Below are 14,505 nucleotides of genomic sequence, written 5' to 3' on the forward strand. Positions count from 1 at the left end.
CTGTGCCGGGGTCTTCCCCGGCCCTTGGGGTGCCCCGGGGCCGGGGGGGGCCCCCCACCCCGGGCCGGGGCCGGGGCCCCCCCTACCGGTCCTTCCAGTCTGCGCCCGCGGGGCCCGGCTCGGGAACCCTGGGTGACGAGGAGCCTCAGGCGTCCGTGCGGGCCACCCCGATCGGGCAGCTGGCGCCGGTGCCGCCGAGGCCGCAGTAGCCGTTGGGGTTCTTGGCGTCCGAGAGGTACTGCTGGTGGTACGGCTCGGCCGGGTAGAACGGGCCGGCCGGGGCGATCTCGGTGGTGACCGGGCCGAGGCCGAGCGCGGTCAGCGCCGGCTGGAAGGCGTCCCGGGTGGCGGTCGCGGCGGCGGCCTGGGCCGGGGAGTGGGTGTAGACCGCGGAGCGGTACTGGGTGCCCACGTCGTTGCCCTGGCGGTTGCCCTGGGTCGGGTCGTGCGCCTCCCAGAAGGTCTTCAGCAGCCGCTCGTAGGAGACCACCGCGGGGTCGTACACCACCCGGACCGCCTCGGTGTGCCCGGTCAGGCCGCTGCACACCTCCTCGTACGTCGGGTTCGGGGTGTGGCCGCCCTGGTAGCCGACCAGCGTCGTCCAGACGCCGGGCAGCCGCCAGAACGTCCGCTCGGCGCCCCAGAAGCAGCCCAGGCCGAAGTCCGCGACCTCAAGGCCCTCGGGGTACGGGCCGGTCAGCGGGTGACCGAGCACGGTGTGCGGCTCGCGCAGGGTGAACGCCGGGGTCTCCCGGCCGGGCAGGGCCTGGTCGGCGGGGACGAGCGAGGTCTTGTGGCGGTTGAACAGCACGGCCTGCTCCAACGGGTTCGGGGAGTGTTGCGCAGGTTCCAACGCGGCCGGACGGCCGGGGATTCCGGGCGGCACCAGGGTCACCGGGCCGGCGACCCGGCGGGCGCCCGCGTCCTCCGGGCGGCACCCGGCGGTTCGCCGACTACGCTCGGAGCATGACCGAGCACCAGCTTCCCCAGGGCTTCGAGACCCTCGCCATCCACGCGGGTCAGGAAGCAGACCCCCAGACCGGGGCCGTCGTCACGCCGATCTACCAGGTGTCCACCTACAAGCAGGACGGGGTGGGCGGCCTGCGGGGCGGTTACGAGTACAGCCGCAGCGCCAACCCGACCCGTACCGCGCTGGAGGAGTGCCTCGCCGCGCTGGAGGGCGGCGCCCGCGGCCTCGCCTTCGCCTCCGGCCTCGCCGCCGAGGACACCCTGCTGCGCACCGTCCTCAAGCCGGGCGACCACATCGTCATCCCCAACGACGCCTACGGCGGCACCTTCCGGCTCTTCGCCAAGGTGCTGACCCGCTGGGGCGTCGAGTTCTCGGTGGCCAACACCCAGGACCTCGCCACCGTCCGCGAGGCGCTGCGCCCCAACACCCGCGCGGTCTGGGTGGAGACCCCGTCCAACCCGCTGCTGGGCATCACCGACCTGGCCGCGCTGGCCGAGATCGCGCACGGCGCCGGCGCGTTGCTGGTGGTCGACAACACCTTCGCCAGCCCCTACCTGCAGCAGCCGATCGCGCTCGGCGCCGACGTGGTCGTGCACTCGACCACCAAGTACATGGGCGGCCACTCGGACGTGGTCGGCGGCGCCCTGGTGATCGCCGAGGCGGGACTCGGCGAGGAGGTCGCCTACCACCAGAACGCGATGGGCGCGGTCTCCGGCCCGTTCGACGCCTGGCTGGTGCTGCGCGGGATCAAGACCCTCGGCGTGCGGATGGACCGGCACAGCTCGAACGCCGAGAAGGTCGCCGAGCTGCTCGCGAGCCACCCCAAGGTCAGCCAGGTGCTGTACCCGGGTCTGGCCGAGCACCCCGGCCACGACATCGCCGCCAAGCAGATGAAGGCCTTCGGCGGCATGGTGTCGTTCCGGGTGAACGGCGGCGAGGAGGCGGCGGTCGAGGTCTGCAACCGGGCGCGGCTCTTCACCCTCGGCGAGTCGCTGGGCGGCGTGGAGTCGCTGATCGAGCACCCGGGCCGGATGACCCACGCCTCGGTCGCCGGTTCGGCCCTGGAGGTGCCGGCCGACCTGGTGCGCGTCTCGGTCGGCATCGAGTCGATCGACGACCTGCTGGCCGACCTCAAGCAGGCGCTGGGCTGAGGCCTTGGCCCGGGCGGCGCGCTACGCGCCGCCCGGGCCCTGCCGGCCCGCCGTGTACTCCTCCATGGAGTGGTTGAAGCGGGCCAGCAGGGCGCAGAACGCCCGCTGTTCCTCGGGCGGCCAGTCGGCCACCAGCCGGCGGGTCAACTCGGCTCTCCCGGCCCGCACTTCGGACAGACGTCCGGCGCCGAGCGGGGTCAGCGCGAGCCGGACGGCGCGCCGGTCGGCCGGGTCCTGCACCCGGCCGACCAGGCCGGCCGCGACCAGCGGGGCGACCTGCCGGGTGACGGTGGAGGAGTCGACACCCAGGGCGTCGGCCAGCGCCTTGACGTTGGCGGGGCCGAGCCGCTCCAGCCGTTCGAGCAGCAGGTAGGCCGCGCGGACCAGGGCGGCCACCCCGTCGGATCCGCGGACCTGTTCCATGCGGCGGGCGAACACCGCCAGCTGGTACTGGAGTTGGGTGTGCACGGGTTCGGTGAGGTCGGTGGCCTGGGGCGAGGTCGTCGTCATCGCGGCTCACGATCGTCGTGCGGTGAGGAAGGCTCAGGAGCAGCAGCGTACGCGGGCCGGGCGGGCCCGGGAACAGGGCCGACGTCCCCGAAGCACGTGTCGCGAGACTCTAGGCTGCTGTCATGCACAGCTGGCCGATCACCCTCGACGACGTCCGCGGCGCCCAGAAGATGCTCGCCGGGATCGCCCGGGTGACGCCGATGGAGAGCAGCCGCCACCTCTCCGCGCTGGTCGGTGCGCCGGTCCACCTGAAGTGCGAGAACCTCCAGCGCACCGGCTCGTTCAAGCTGCGCGGCGCCTACGTGCGGATCGCCGGGCTCTCGCCGGTGCAGCGGGCGGGCGGCGTGGTGGCGGCGAGCGCCGGGAACCACGCCCAGGGGGTGGCGCTGGCCGCCTCGCTGCTCGGGGTGCGCTCGACCGTCTTCATGCCGGTGTCCGCGCCGCTGCCGAAGATCGCGGCGACCCGGGAGTACGGGGCCGAGGTGCGGCTGCACGGGGCGACCGTCGACGAGGCGCTGCGGGCGGCGCAGCGCTTCGCGGAGGCGGGCGGCGCGGTCTTCATCCACCCGTTCGACCACCGGGACGTCGTGATCGGACAGGCCACCGTCGGGCTGGAGATCCTGGAGCAGTGCCCCGAGGTGCGGACCGTGCTGGTCGGGGTGGGCGGCGGCGGTCTGCTGGCCGGGATCGCGGCGGCGGTCAAGCCGCTGCGGCCGGACGTGCGGGTGATCGGGGTGCAGGCGGCGGCCGCGGCCGCGTACCCGCCCTCGCTGGCGGCGGGGCACCCGGTCTCGCTGGAACGGTTCGCCACGATGGCGGACGGGATCATGGTCGGCCGGCCGGGGGACGTCCCGTTCGAGATCGTCAACACCCTGGCGGACGGTGTGAGGACGGTCTCCGAGGACTCGCTGTCCCGGGCCCTGCTGCTGGGGCTGGAGCGGCTGAAGCTGGTGGTGGAGCCGGCCGGGGCGGCTCCGGTCGCGGCGCTGCTGGAGCGGCCGGACTCCTTCGAGGGGCCGGTGGTGGCGGTGCTGTCCGGCGGCAACATCGACCCGCAGCTGATGCAGCGGGTGCTGCGGCACGGCCTGGCGGCGGCCGGCCGGTACCTGTCGCTGCGGGTGCGGCTGGCCGACCGGCCGGGCGCGCTGGCGGGCCTGCTGGCGGTGCTGACCAGGGTGGACGCCAATGTGCTGGACGTGGCGCACGTGCGGGTCGATCCGCAGCTGGGGCTGACCGAGGTGGAGGTGGACCTGCACCTGGAGACCAAGGGGCCGGAGCACTGCGCGGCGGTGCTCGGCGAGCTGCGGGGCGCGGGGTACGTGGTCTCCCGGTAGGCCCGAACGGGGGATTCGGGGCAGAGTGGGACAGACCACGCAGTTCCGCCCGTTCCTCCGAGGAGATGAGGCAGGCCCATGGCGCCAGCCATCCAAGCCGAGAACCTGGTCAAGACCTTCGGTGACGTACGAGCCCTGGACGGCGTCAGCCTCGACGTCCCCGAGGGCACGGTGCTCGGGCTGCTGGGCCCGAACGGTGCCGGCAAGACCACCACCGTGCGCGTGCTCACCACGCTGCTCCAGCCCGACTCCGGCGGTGCGACGGTGGCCGGCGTCGACGTCCTCAAGCACCCGAACCGGGTCCGCAGCCTGATCGGCCTCTCCGGCCAGTACGCCGCGGTCGACGAGTACCTCACCGGCTTCGAGAACCTCCAGATGGTCGGCGAGCTGTACCAGATGCCGGCCCGCGCGGCGAAGGCCAGGGCGCTCGAACTGCTGGAGTGGTTCAACCTCACCGAGGCCAAGGACCGCACCGCCAAGACCTACTCCGGCGGCATGCGCCGGCGCCTGGACCTCGCCGCGGCGCTGGTCGTCCGTCCGCCGGTGATGTTCCTGGACGAGCCCACCACCGGCCTCGACCCGCGCAACCGGCTCGCCCTGTGGGAGGTCATCGAGACGCTGGTGGAGCAGGGCACCACGCTGCTGCTCACCACCCAGTACCTGGAGGAGGCCGACCGGCTCGCCCACGACATCGCCGTGGTCGACCACGGCAGGGTGATCGCGCGCGGCACCGCCGACCGGCTCAAGGCGCAGATCGGCGGCGAGCGGATCGAGGTCGTGGTGCAGCGGCCCGACCTGGTCGGCGAGGCGGTCGCGGCGCTCTCCGCCCACGCGCTCGGCGAGCCGGCCGTGGAGAAGAACACCCGGCGGATCACCGTCCCGGTCAGCGGCGGCGCCCGGGTGCTCGCCGACGTGATCCGCGAGCTGGACGCCCGCTCGATCGAGATCGACGACATCGGGCTGCGCCGACCGACCCTGGACGACGTCTTCCTCTCGCTCACCGGCCACCACACCGAGACCGAGGACGAGGAGGGCGCCGCCGGGGGCAAGGGACGCGGGCGGGGCGGCGGCTCCGGCACCGGCTCCGGCAAGCAGGCCGTTCCGGCCGGGAAGGAGATCTGAGATGGCCAGCGCGACCGAGCACGCCATCGGCGGGGCGGTGCCCAAGCAGCGCCGGGGCGTGGACGCCGTGCGGCACGACTCCTGGGTGGTCGCCCGGCGCAACCTGCGCCGGATGACCCGGATCCCCGAGATCCTGGTGTTCGGCCTGATGCAGCCGGTCATGTTCGTGCTGCTGTTCTCGTACGTCATGGGCGGCGCGATCAAGATCCCCGGGGCGCAGTCCAGCTCCTCGGCGTACATCCAGTTCCTGATGGCGGGCATCTTCGCCCAGACCGTCACCTTCGCGGTGGCCGGCGCCTCGGCGGGCATCGCCGAGGACATGTCCAAGGGACTGGTCGACCGGTTCCGCTCACTGCCGATGGCCCGTTCGGCGGTGCTGGTCGGCCGGACCCTGGCCGACCTCTGCCAGACCGCGTTCATCCTGGTGGTGCTGGCCCTGGTGGCGCTGCTGGTCGGCTGGCGGATCCACAACGGGCTGCTGTCCGCGCTGGGCGCGTTCGGGCTGCTGCTCCTGCTCGGCTACGCCTTCTCCTGGATCGGGGCGCTGATCGGCCTGTCGGTGCGCAGCCCGGAGGCGGCCACCTCGGCCGGGCTGATCTGGCTCTTCCCGCTGACCTTCGTCTCCAACGCCTTCGTGCCGGTCAGCTCGATGCCGGGCTGGCTGCAGGGGGTCGCCTACTGGAACCCGTTCAGCGCCACCGTGCAGGCCTGCCGCAACCTGTTCGGCAACCAGGTGGGCCCGGTGGACGACGTGTGGCCGATGCAGCACGCCGAGTTGGTGTCGGTGCTCTGGTCGGTGGTGATCACCGCGGTGTTCTCCTGGCTGTCGGTGCGCAAGTACCGCTCCTCCACCCGCTGAGCCGCCGGCCCGGACGCGCGCAGGCGCATGCGCGAGGGCGGATGCGCGAAGGCGGGTGCGCGAAGGCGGCCGCGGGAAACCGCGGCCGCCTTCGGGCGTGTCGGGGGTGATCAGCCGGCGTAGGGCTTGACCTCGACGATCTTGACCATGGCCTGCTTGCCGTTCGGCAGCTCGTAGGTCGCCTCGTCGCCGATCGTCTTGCCGTCGATCGCGCGACCCAGCGGCGACTGCGGCGAGTAGATGTCCAGGTCGTCGTCGCCGACCTCGCGCGAGCCCAGCAGGAACTTCATGGTGTCGTCCTCGTCGCCGTCGAAGGCGACCGTCACGACCATGCCCGGGGCCACCACGCCGGAGTCCGCCGGGGCCTCGCCGACCTTGGCACGCTCCAGGATCTGGGTGAGCTGGCGGATCCGCAGCTCGTACTTGCCCTGCTCCTCCTTGGCGGCGTGATAGCCGGCGTTCTCCTTGAGGTCACCCTCCTCGCGCGCGGCCTCGATCTTCTGCGCGATCTCGATCCGCCAGGGGCCGGTCAGGTGATCCAGCTCGGCCTTGAGCTGGTCGTAGCCGGACTGAGTGAGCCAGGTCACGTTCTCGCTGGTCTGGGTCACGGGTGCTCCTCGTAGGTGCTGGGGCTGTGCTGAGGGTGTGAGTCGTCAGCGTGTTGAGTGGTGCTGATATCGGTCTTAACTACAAAGCAACGCCCGCTCCCGTACCAGCTGGTGCGGAAGGGGCGAAACCACGAGCCTAACAACTCCCGCCGACAAGCGGGAGGGTCGTTGGCGTTCCATTGACGACAGCGTTGCGCCGAGGTGTACAGGATCGGTGGGTGGGACTCCCCTACGGATGCCCGTTCCCCTGCGCGAATATGCCTGCGGTGCGGTTACTTGGGCGTACAGCCCAGCAGCTCGGCGGTGGTGCCGCGGGCGGTGGTCCGCAGACTCACCACCGCGTCGTACTCGGAGCCCTCCGCCGGGACGGGGAAGTCGGCCACCCCGACCACCGCGCCGTCCTCGCCCTGCGAGCGGACGGTGCAGCTGCCGGCCGTGCCGTCGCTCTTGCGCACCGCCAGGTGCAGTTGGAGCTCGGTGTCGGAGAGCGCCTGGAAGGTCGGCACGGTGCCGTTGATCTTCGTCTCGCGGATCAGGTAGGAGCCGCCCAGCCAGGCGATCAGGCCCAGCATCACCACCGCGCAGACCGCGCCGACCACCTTGAGTCGGCGGTCGCTCTCGCGGTCGCCGCGACGCCCGTAACGGTCTTCGGGCAGCTGCGGGGTCCGGGTGCCGGCGCTCATGGGGCTCAGTCCTCTCGTGGGGAGGGGGCCGCGCGGGTGGTGCGGGGGAATGCGGTGCTCCTCCAGTCCGTCACTATAGGAGGGGCACGCCCGCGGCCGGTCCGGCGGGGGCGGGCTCGGCCGTGTCGGCGCCCCGCGCGGCGGCCGGCCCCGCGGTCACGCGGCCCCGAGAGCGGCTCAGACGGTGGGCAGACCGGCTTGCGCGGTACGCCCGGACATTTTTGTGGAAGGAACGCACGCGTTGACTGAGCAGTTGCGACTGATGGCGGTGCACGCCCACCCGGACGACGAGTCCAGCAAGGGCGCGGCGACCATGGCCATGTACGTCGACCACGGGGTGGACGTGCTGGTGGCCACCTGCACCGGGGGGGAACGCGGTTCGGTCCTCAACCCGAAGCTGCAGGGCAAGCCGGAGATCGAGGAGAACATCCACGAGGTCCGGCGCAAGGAGATGGACGAGGCCCGCGCGATCCTCGGGATCAAGCAGGCCTGGCTGGGATTCGTGGACTCGGGCCTGCCGGAGGGCGACCCGCTGCCCCCGCTGCCCGAGGGCTGCTTCGCCCTGCAGGACGTCAAGGAGGCGGCCGAACCGCTGGTCCGTCTCATCCGGGAGTTCAAGCCGCAGGTCATCACGACCTACGACGAGAACGGCGGCTACCCGCACCCCGACCACATCATGACCCACAAGATCACCATGGTCGCCTTCGACGCCGCCGGTGACCCCGACGCGTACCCCGAGGCCGGCGAGCCCTGGCAGCCGCTGAAGCTGTACTACAACCACGGCTTCCCGATGGGCCGGATCCGCGCTCTGCACAAGTACCTGTCCGAGAACGGCCACGAGTCCCCCTACGGCGAGTGGATCGCCGGCTGGGAGAAGAGCGGCCGCGCGGAGCGCGAGATCACCACCCGGGTCCGCTGCGACGACTGGTTCGAGACCCGGGACCGCGCGCTGATCGCGCACGCCACCCAGATCGACCCGGACGGCCCGTGGTTCCGCGTCCCGCTGGAGGTCCAGCGCACGGTCTGGCCCACCGAGGACTACGAGCTCGCCCGTACCCTGGTCGACGTGGACCTGCCGGAGGACGACCTGTTCGCCGGCCTGCGCACCCCCAGCCTGACGGCCGAGTCGGCCGACACGCGGGACTGAAGCACCCCCCGACGGCCCGGCTCCCCGTGAGCCGGGCCACCATAGAGATATGAGCGCCCCCGTGAACCTCACCCACCTCGCCGCCCAGCTCGCCGTCGACGACGCCAAGGTCACCCCCGGCCTGCTGGGCTTCCTCGTCTTCGCCGCCCTCGGCGTGGCCACCTGGTTCCTGGCCAAGTCGATGAACAAGCAGTTCAAGCGGGTGGACTTCGCCGAGGAACCGGAGTCCCCGAAGGAGTGAGGCCGTGCCCCCTCCACCGCGCCGATGCGCAAGGATGGGGGCATGCCGAACCGCCTCGCCGACGCGACGTCGCCGTACCTGCAGCAGCACGCCGACAATCCGGTCGACTGGTGGCCCTGGGGGCCCGAAGCGTTCGAGGAGGCGGAGCGACGCGGTGTGCCGGTGCTGCTGTCGGTCGGGTACGCGGCTTGTCACTGGTGCCACGTGATGGCGCACGAGTCGTTCGAGGACGAGGGCATCGCGGAGTACCTCAACGAGCGTTTCGTCGCGGTCAAGGTCGACCGGGAGGAGCGGCCGGACGTCGACGCGGTGTACATGGAGGCGGTGCAGGCGGCGACCGGGCAGGGCGGGTGGCCGATGACCGTCTTCCTGACGCCCGGCAAGGAGCCGTTCTACTTCGGGACCTACTTCCCGTCCGAGCCCCGGCACGGCATGCCGTCGTTCCGGCAGGTGCTGGAGGGTGTGCACGCCGCCTGGCGGGACCGGCGTGAGGAGGTCGGCGAGGTCGCCGCGCGGATCCGGGCCGACCTGGCCGAGCGATCCTCCGTCTACGCGGTCGGCAGCGGCGTGCACCAGCCGCCCGGGGAGGCCGACCTGCACCAGGCGCTCGTCGCGCTCAGCCGCGACTTCGACCCGCGGCACGGCGGCTTCGGCGGGGCGCCGAAGTTCCCGCCGGCGATGGTGATCGAGTTCCTGCTGCGCCACCACGCCCGGACCGGCTCGCAGGCCGCGCTGGAGATGGCCGTCCGCACCGGCGAGGCGATGGCCCGCGGCGGCATCCACGACCAGCTCGGCGGCGGTTTCGCCCGGTACGCGGTGGACGCCGGCTGGGTGGTGCCGCACTTCGAGAAGATGCTCTACGACAACGCGCTGCTGCTGCGTGCGTACCTGCACCTGTGGCGGGCGACCGGCTCGCCGCTGGCCCGGCGGGTCGCGCTCTCCACTGCCGACTTCCTGCTGCGCGAACTGCGCACCCCCGAGGGCGCGTTCGCCTCCGCGCTGGACGCCGACAGCCTCGACGAGGAGACCGGGGCCACCGCCGAGGGCGCCTACTACGTCTGGGAGCCGGGCCAGTTGGTCGACCTGCTCGGCCCCGCCGACGCGGCCACCGCCGCCCGGCTGTTCTCCGTCACCGCCGACGGCACCTTCGAGCACGGCAGCTCCGTCCTCCAACTCCTAGCCGACCCCGAGGACTTCGCCGAGTACGAAGCGATCAGGGAGCGGCTGCTGGCGGCCCGGGCGGCCCGCCCGGCGCCCGCCCGGGACGACAAGGTGGTCGCCGCCTGGAACGGCCTGGCCATCGCCGCGCTCGCCGAGACCGGTGCTCTGCTGGAGCGCCCCGACCTGGTCCGGGCCGCCGAACGGGCCGCCGACCTGCTGCTCGCCGTCCACCTCACCCCCGAGGGCCGGCTGCTGCGCACCTCCCGGGACGGCCGCCCCGGCGCCAACGCGGGCGTGCTGGAGGACTACGCCGACACCGCCGAGGGCTTCCTCGCGCTGTACGCCGTCACCGGCGAGGCCGAGTGGCTCCAGCTGGCCGGGGGGCTGCTCGACACCGTGCTCAAGCACTTCGCCGACGAGGAGAGCGGCGCGCTGTACGACACCGCCGACGACGCGGAGGAGCTGATCCGGCGCCCGCAGGACCCGACCGACAACGCGACCCCGTCCGGCTGGACCGCCGCCGCGGCCGCGCTGCTCGGCTACGCCGCGTACACCGGCTCGGACCGCCACCGGACCGCCGCCGAACGGGCGCTCGGCATCGTCGGGGCGCTCGCCTCGCGCGCGCCGCGGTTCATCGGCTGGGGCCTGGCCGCCGCCGAGGCACTGGCCGACGGGCCGCGCGAGGTCGCGGTGATCGGCCCGGCCGGCGACCCCGGGACGGCCGCGCTGCACCGGGCCGCGCTGCTCGGCACCGCGCCCGGCGCCGTGGTCGCGTTCGGCGAGCCGGGCGCCGGCAGCGACGAGGTGCCGCTGCTCGCCGGTCGGCCGCTGGTCGACGGCGCGCCCGCCGCCTACGTCTGCCGGAACTTCGCCTGCGAGCTGCCGACCACCGACCCGGCGGCCCTCGCCGAGCGGCTGGGGGCGTTCGCGGCCGGGCAGGCCGGGCAGGCCGAGTAGGCCGAGTCCGGCGGGCAGGCCGTGCGGGACGGGCAGCACGGACAGGCCGGGTAAAAGCGGTGGTCGGCGCCGGGGGAGGCGGGGGAGGATGGGCCATGCCCTGGACTCTCAGTACCTCCCTCGACGACTTCCGCGCCCAGGCCGGCGACTTCCTCGGCGCCAACCCGGCCGAGAACACCGTGCTGTTGACGATCACGGACCGGCTGGCGGCCCGCGGCCTCCACTACTACGGCGCCGGTGCGCCGGTGTTCGGCTGGTGGCGCCCCGAGCCGGACGGGCCGGTCGCCGGGGTGTTCCTGCAGACCCCGCCGTTCGCCCCGCGGCTGGGGCTGATGCCCGAGCGGGCGGCGGCCGAACTGGCCGTCGAACTCGCCGGTGCCTGGGCCGGGTTCACCGCGCTCGCCGGGGTCGGCGGCGGGGTGGCGGCGGTGCGGGCGTTCGGTGACGCGTGGGCCGGGGCCACCGGGGCCACCCCGACCGTCAAGACCGAGGAGCGCCTCTACCGGCTCGGCGCGCTGACCGACCCGCCGCGCCCGCCGGCCGGCCGCCCCCGGCTCGCCGGGGCGGCGGACCGTGAGCTGCTGATCCGCTGGTTCGACGCGTTCGCGGCCGAGGTGGACATCCGGATCCCCGACACCGCGATGGTGGTGGACGACCGGACCGCCGCCGGTCAGCTGCACCTGTGGGAGAACGGCGGCCGGGCGGTCGCGGTGGCCGGGGCCAGCGCGGTCGTCGCCGGGATGTCCCGGATCGGCCCGGTCTACACGCCGCGCGAGGCCCGCGGCCGGGGGTACGCCAGCGGCGTCACGGCCGCCGCCTCGGCCGCCGCCCTGGCCGACGGGGCCGCGGAGGTGCTGCTGTACACGGACCTCTCCAACCCGACCAGCAACTCGATCTACCAGCAGATCGGCTACCGGCCGGTGGAGGACTGCCTGGAGCTGGCCTTCGGCGACTGACGGAGCAGAGAGCGATCCGGGTGTTGCGGAGGGGGCTACTCCCAGTCCCAGCCGATGCCCAGGATGCAGGGCCCGACGGCGGTGGCGACCAGGTGCACGCAGTGGTGGCCGTCGAGGGTCAGCTCCTCGCTCTCGTAGGGCTTCTCCTCGGGCGAGCGGCGGGCGAAGCGGTGGCAGCGCACGGGCAGCGCGTCCGGGTGGAAGGTGATCTGGAGGACGTACTGCCCCGCGCCCGAGTGGAAGCCGCGGAGGTACTCGCAGCTGGGCTCGGGCGCCGGGGCGTCGTCGAAGCCGTAGCCGAGCAGATGGGTGTCGCCCGCGCGCAGCCGGCGGTCCAGCAGGAGTTCGGCGATCAGCAGGTCGTGGGCCTGGTCGCGGCGGACGCGGCCGGGGCGGCAGTTGTCCTCGGTGCGGACGCCGACCCGGGTGATGTCGCTGCCGGGGTCGCCCTGGTGGATGGCGAGGTAGCGGTCGATGCCGTCGCGGTGGGCGCGCAGGGCGTGCTGGGAGTCGCGGCGCCGGAGCCGGCGGTCGGCGCCGATCCGGATCCGCTCGATGTGGGTGATGGTGTGCAGCCCGCTGTCGCGCGGGCCGGCCAGCTCGGCGAGCAGGTCGTCGACGGCGGTGGGCGGGGTGATGAGGTCGCGGTAGGGGCGGACGGGCGGGCCGGCCGGGGCGGTGGGGGCGGCCCGCCGGGGGCCGAGCAGCCGGGTGAGGGAGTGCGCGGGGAGGTCCAGGACCTTCTCCAACTCCCGTACCGCGCGCAGCGATTCGGCCCGTTCGGGACGGCGGTGGCCCTGCTGCCAGTAGCTGAGGCTGGTCACCCCGATGCGGACGCCGCGTTGCGCGAGGTGGTCGCGGACGCGGTGCAGGGCGAGGCCGCGGGTGGCGATGGCGGTGCGCAGGGCGAGGTCGAAGGGGCCGGTGCGCAGCGCGGTGACGAGGTCGGGCTGGTCGGTCCGCTGCATGCGGCCTCCTCGGATGGCGGGGCGGGGCGGCCCGGCGGGGGCCCGTGCGGTGGGCCCGGGTCGTGAATATTCACATCTGGAGGGGGGTTTGTCACCGGTCCTGACGCTCCCGGCGGGGGTTCCGGGGCCGGCGTTCACAGCGGGGTGGGCCCCGTTCACACCCGGACGGGCGGGGCCCGAGGACCGTTGACCGGCCATGTCAACAGCGCGATGCTCGGTGGCGCGATCCGGACCGCACCCCCACACCTCTCGACTCCTCTGCCTGCCGCAAGGAGGCCATCCCCCATGTCCGTCACACGGATACGCCTGCGCCGCGCCGTCTCGGTGCTCGCGCTCGGCGTCCTCGGCCCGGCGCTCAGCGTCGCGGCCGTCACCCCCGCCCAGGCCGCCCCCGCGGCCCCCCTGCAGCGGGTCCGGCCCGCCGCCGCGGGTGCCACGGCCGATCTGGCCGGCACCTACAAGACGCTCGACATCACCATGCAGCAGCAACAGCAGACCAACTGGTGCTGGGCGGCGAGCGGCAACACCATCGCCACCTTCTACGGCTACAACTACAGCCAGAACCAGTTCTGCAACGCCGCGTTCGGCCGCTCCGGCAGCTCGGCCTGCCCCAACAGCCAGGCCACGCTGGGCGATGTGCAGAACGGCCTGAGCCGGATCGGGATCAGCCCGGGCTCGTACGTCACCGGCTACCTGCGCTACAGCACGGTGCAGACCGAGGTGAACGCCGACCGGCCGGTCGAGACCCGGATCCAGTGGAGCTCCGGCGGCGGCCACATGCACGTCGTGTACGGCTACGACACCGGCAACAACTGGGTCTACTGGGGCGACCCGTGGCCGTCCAACTACCGCTACAACTGGGCGGACTACAACTACTACGTGTCGAACGGCACGTTCTCCTGGACCCATTCCCTGTACCGGATCGGCGCGTGAGGGGCGACATGAGCAGCATGCAGAGGGCCGCGCTGGTCCGCGGCGCGGCGGCCGTCCTGCTCGCCGCCGGTCTGGGTCTGGCGCTCGCGCCGGCCGCGTCCGCCGCGGGTCCGGCCGGTGCCGCCGGCGGGTCCGGTGGCGCCGGGGTGCCCGAGCCGGTGCCGGCCGCGGAGCTGGCCGAGGCCCACGGCGCGGTGCAGAACCCGGCCGTGCTCGACCAGGTCGGCCGCTTCTTCGCCCGCAAGGGCCTCCCGCCGACCGGCCGGCTCGCCCCGGGGGCGGCCGAGGAGGCGGCGCCCGCCGCCACCGCGCCCCGCCTGGCCGGGGACACCGTGCCGGTGTACACGCTGGACGCCGCCTTCGTGTCCGGCACGCCGGGCGCCCCGGTGGCCCGGGCCGAGTTCACCGCGAGCCGGGTGGTGGCCGCCGACGGCCGGGTCGCCTCGGTCTGGACGGTGAAGCAGGGCGGCGGCTGGCGGGTCGTCAACATCGCCACCGGCGGCGACGAGGGCGACTACGCGCAGCGGGCGGCGGAGGGCGGTGGCGGAACGGCGTTCCGCGAGCCGCAGATCAACGCCTGGTACGTGCTGCGGGACGGCCGGGTGCTGCCGCTGGACGACGAGGCGCGTCGCTCGGTGGGCGAGGCCGGGGTGAGCCTGGCCGCGTACCAGGGCCTGGTCCGGCAGCGGTACGGCGACAAGCTGCCCGGCTCGGCGTACGACCGGGCGGGCCGGGGCGGCGGCTACGAGCCCGCCGCCGAGCGGACGGCGGGCGGTCCGGCGGGCGGTACGGCGCTGCCGGCCGTGACGGCGGCCGCGGCCCTGGGCGCCACCGCGCTCGCGGGCGCGGGCGTGGCCCTGCGCCGGCGGACGGCCCCGCGGAACGGGTAGCCCGCGGACGTCGGA

Annotated in this window: 15 protein-coding genes; 10 read left to right on the forward strand and 5 right to left on the reverse strand. The window is 73.8% G+C overall.

All coding sequences use genetic code 11. The features are described from left to right. Nucleotides 1-145: 145 nt before the first annotated feature. Complete coding sequence (gene msrA, locus ACFVVU_RS12230) at nucleotides 146-811, reverse strand: peptide-methionine (S)-S-oxide reductase MsrA (RefSeq protein ID WP_380684038.1); 666 nt, start codon at nucleotides 809-811, stop codon at nucleotides 146-148. Between the two features lie 155 nt (nucleotides 812-966). On the opposite strand from msrA, the gene ACFVVU_RS12235 reads away from it, so the two are divergent. Next, nucleotides 967-2,121: a cystathionine gamma-synthase gene (locus tag ACFVVU_RS12235; RefSeq protein ID WP_380684037.1), complete on the forward strand. Its 1,155-nt coding sequence runs from the start codon at nucleotides 967-969 to the stop codon at nucleotides 2,119-2,121. Between the two features lie 21 nt (nucleotides 2,122-2,142). Here the strand turns inward: ACFVVU_RS12235 and ACFVVU_RS12240 are convergent, their stop codons facing one another. After that, nucleotides 2,143-2,631, reverse strand: coding sequence for a MarR family winged helix-turn-helix transcriptional regulator (locus tag ACFVVU_RS12240; RefSeq protein WP_380684036.1), 489 nt, complete (start codon nucleotides 2,629-2,631; stop codon nucleotides 2,143-2,145). A gap of 122 nt (nucleotides 2,632-2,753) precedes the next feature. Here ACFVVU_RS12240 and ilvA point away from each other — a divergent pair, with 122 nt between their 5' ends. From ilvA to ACFVVU_RS12255, 3 genes are all read left to right on the forward strand, one after another. After that, a complete protein-coding gene (gene ilvA, locus ACFVVU_RS12245; RefSeq protein WP_380684035.1) occupies nucleotides 2,754-3,965 on the forward strand; it encodes a threonine ammonia-lyase in 1,212 nt (403 codons plus the stop codon). 78 nt (nucleotides 3,966-4,043) lie between these two features. Next, nucleotides 4,044-5,087: an ATP-binding cassette domain-containing protein gene (locus tag ACFVVU_RS12250; RefSeq protein ID WP_387789597.1), complete on the forward strand. Its 1,044-nt coding sequence runs from the start codon at nucleotides 4,044-4,046 to the stop codon at nucleotides 5,085-5,087. A 1-nt stretch (nucleotide 5,088) separates the two neighbouring features. Next, nucleotides 5,089-5,946: an ABC transporter permease gene (locus tag ACFVVU_RS12255; protein WP_380684033.1), complete on the forward strand. Its 858-nt coding sequence runs from the start codon at nucleotides 5,089-5,091 to the stop codon at nucleotides 5,944-5,946. A 110-nt stretch (nucleotides 5,947-6,056) separates the two neighbouring features. Here ACFVVU_RS12255 and greA read toward each other — a convergent pair whose 3' ends face one another. After that, the gene (gene greA, locus ACFVVU_RS12260; RefSeq protein WP_380680102.1) at nucleotides 6,057-6,554 is read right to left on the reverse strand and encodes a transcription elongation factor GreA; all 498 of its coding nucleotides are present in this window, start codon (nucleotides 6,552-6,554) and stop codon (nucleotides 6,057-6,059) included. A gap of 272 nt (nucleotides 6,555-6,826) precedes the next feature. Continuing rightward, nucleotides 6,827-7,237 (reverse strand): DUF4307 domain-containing protein, encoded by a 411-nt coding sequence (locus tag ACFVVU_RS12265; protein ID WP_380680105.1) that lies wholly within the window; start codon nucleotides 7,235-7,237, stop codon nucleotides 6,827-6,829. Nucleotides 7,238-7,478: 241 nt separating this feature from the next. Here ACFVVU_RS12265 and mca point away from each other — a divergent pair, with 241 nt between their 5' ends. The 4 genes from mca to ACFVVU_RS12285 all read left to right on the forward strand — a co-directional run bounded on the left by mca (nucleotide 7,479) and on the right by ACFVVU_RS12285 (nucleotide 11,699). Beyond that, complete coding sequence (gene mca / locus ACFVVU_RS12270; protein ID WP_380680108.1) at nucleotides 7,479-8,384, forward strand: mycothiol conjugate amidase Mca; 906 nt, start codon at nucleotides 7,479-7,481, stop codon at nucleotides 8,382-8,384. Between the two features lie 49 nt (nucleotides 8,385-8,433). Further along, on the forward strand, nucleotides 8,434-8,625 hold the full coding sequence (locus tag ACFVVU_RS12275; protein ID WP_355375040.1) for a hypothetical protein: 192 nt from the start codon (nucleotides 8,434-8,436) through the stop codon (nucleotides 8,623-8,625). A 42-nt stretch (nucleotides 8,626-8,667) separates the two neighbouring features. Continuing rightward, nucleotides 8,668-10,743, forward strand: coding sequence for a thioredoxin domain-containing protein (locus tag ACFVVU_RS12280; RefSeq protein ID WP_387789600.1), 2,076 nt, complete (start codon nucleotides 8,668-8,670; stop codon nucleotides 10,741-10,743). Nucleotides 10,744-10,838: 95 nt separating this feature from the next. Beyond that, nucleotides 10,839-11,699, forward strand: coding sequence for a GNAT family N-acetyltransferase (locus ACFVVU_RS12285; protein WP_387789602.1), 861 nt, complete (start codon nucleotides 10,839-10,841; stop codon nucleotides 11,697-11,699). Nucleotides 11,700-11,734: 35 nt separating this feature from the next. Here ACFVVU_RS12285 and ACFVVU_RS12290 read toward each other — a convergent pair whose 3' ends face one another. Continuing rightward, nucleotides 11,735-12,667 (reverse strand): hypothetical protein, encoded by a 933-nt coding sequence (locus ACFVVU_RS12290; RefSeq protein WP_380680144.1) that lies wholly within the window; start codon nucleotides 12,665-12,667, stop codon nucleotides 11,735-11,737. A 285-nt stretch (nucleotides 12,668-12,952) separates the two neighbouring features. Here ACFVVU_RS12290 and ACFVVU_RS12295 point away from each other — a divergent pair, with 285 nt between their 5' ends. Together ACFVVU_RS12295 and ACFVVU_RS12300 are read left to right on the forward strand one after the other, a co-directional pair. Further along, nucleotides 12,953-13,600 carry a papain-like cysteine protease family protein gene (locus tag ACFVVU_RS12295; protein ID WP_380680147.1) on the forward strand — a complete coding sequence of 216 codons (648 nt, stop codon included), beginning with the start codon at nucleotides 12,953-12,955 and terminating at the stop codon, nucleotides 13,598-13,600. Between the two features lie 8 nt (nucleotides 13,601-13,608). After that, a complete protein-coding gene (locus ACFVVU_RS12300; RefSeq protein ID WP_387789604.1) occupies nucleotides 13,609-14,490 on the forward strand; it encodes a hypothetical protein in 882 nt (293 codons plus the stop codon). Nucleotides 14,491-14,505: the final 15 nt, after the last annotated feature.

The organism is Kitasatospora sp. NPDC057965, assembly GCF_042887135.1.
Taxonomy (GTDB): Bacteria; Actinomycetota; Actinomycetes; order Streptomycetales; family Streptomycetaceae; genus Kitasatospora.

What these genes read in the sequence shown, in the direction of transcription:
- ACFVVU_RS12275 (WP_355375040.1), top strand. Translation starts at nt 8,434, where the DNA reads ATGAGCGCCCCCGTGAACCTCACCCACCTCGCCGCCCAGCTCGCCGTC.
- ACFVVU_RS12250 (WP_387789597.1), top strand. Translation starts at nt 4,044, where the DNA reads ATGGCGCCAGCCATCCAAGCCGAGAACCTGGTCAAGACCTTCGGTGAC.
- ACFVVU_RS12280 (WP_387789600.1), top strand. Translation starts at nt 8,668, where the DNA reads ATGCCGAACCGCCTCGCCGACGCGACGTCGCCGTACCTGCAGCAGCAC.
- ilvA (WP_380684035.1), top strand. Translation starts at nt 2,754, where the DNA reads ATGCACAGCTGGCCGATCACCCTCGACGACGTCCGCGGCGCCCAGAAG.
- ACFVVU_RS12300 (WP_387789604.1), top strand. Translation starts at nt 13,609, where the DNA reads ATGAGCAGCATGCAGAGGGCCGCGCTGGTCCGCGGCGCGGCGGCCGTC.
- ACFVVU_RS12265 (WP_380680105.1), bottom strand. Translation starts at nt 7,237, where the DNA reads ATGAGCGCCGGCACCCGGACCCCGCAGCTGCCCGAAGACCGTTACGGG.
- ACFVVU_RS12295 (WP_380680147.1), top strand. Translation starts at nt 12,953, where the DNA reads ATGTCCGTCACACGGATACGCCTGCGCCGCGCCGTCTCGGTGCTCGCG.
- ACFVVU_RS12290 (WP_380680144.1), bottom strand. Translation starts at nt 12,667, where the DNA reads ATGCAGCGGACCGACCAGCCCGACCTCGTCACCGCGCTGCGCACCGGC.
- ACFVVU_RS12255 (WP_380684033.1), top strand. Translation starts at nt 5,089, where the DNA reads ATGGCCAGCGCGACCGAGCACGCCATCGGCGGGGCGGTGCCCAAGCAG.
- ACFVVU_RS12285 (WP_387789602.1), top strand. Translation starts at nt 10,839, where the DNA reads ATGCCCTGGACTCTCAGTACCTCCCTCGACGACTTCCGCGCCCAGGCC.
- ACFVVU_RS12235 (WP_380684037.1), top strand. Translation starts at nt 967, where the DNA reads ATGACCGAGCACCAGCTTCCCCAGGGCTTCGAGACCCTCGCCATCCAC.
- ACFVVU_RS12240 (WP_380684036.1), bottom strand. Translation starts at nt 2,631, where the DNA reads ATGACGACGACCTCGCCCCAGGCCACCGACCTCACCGAACCCGTGCAC.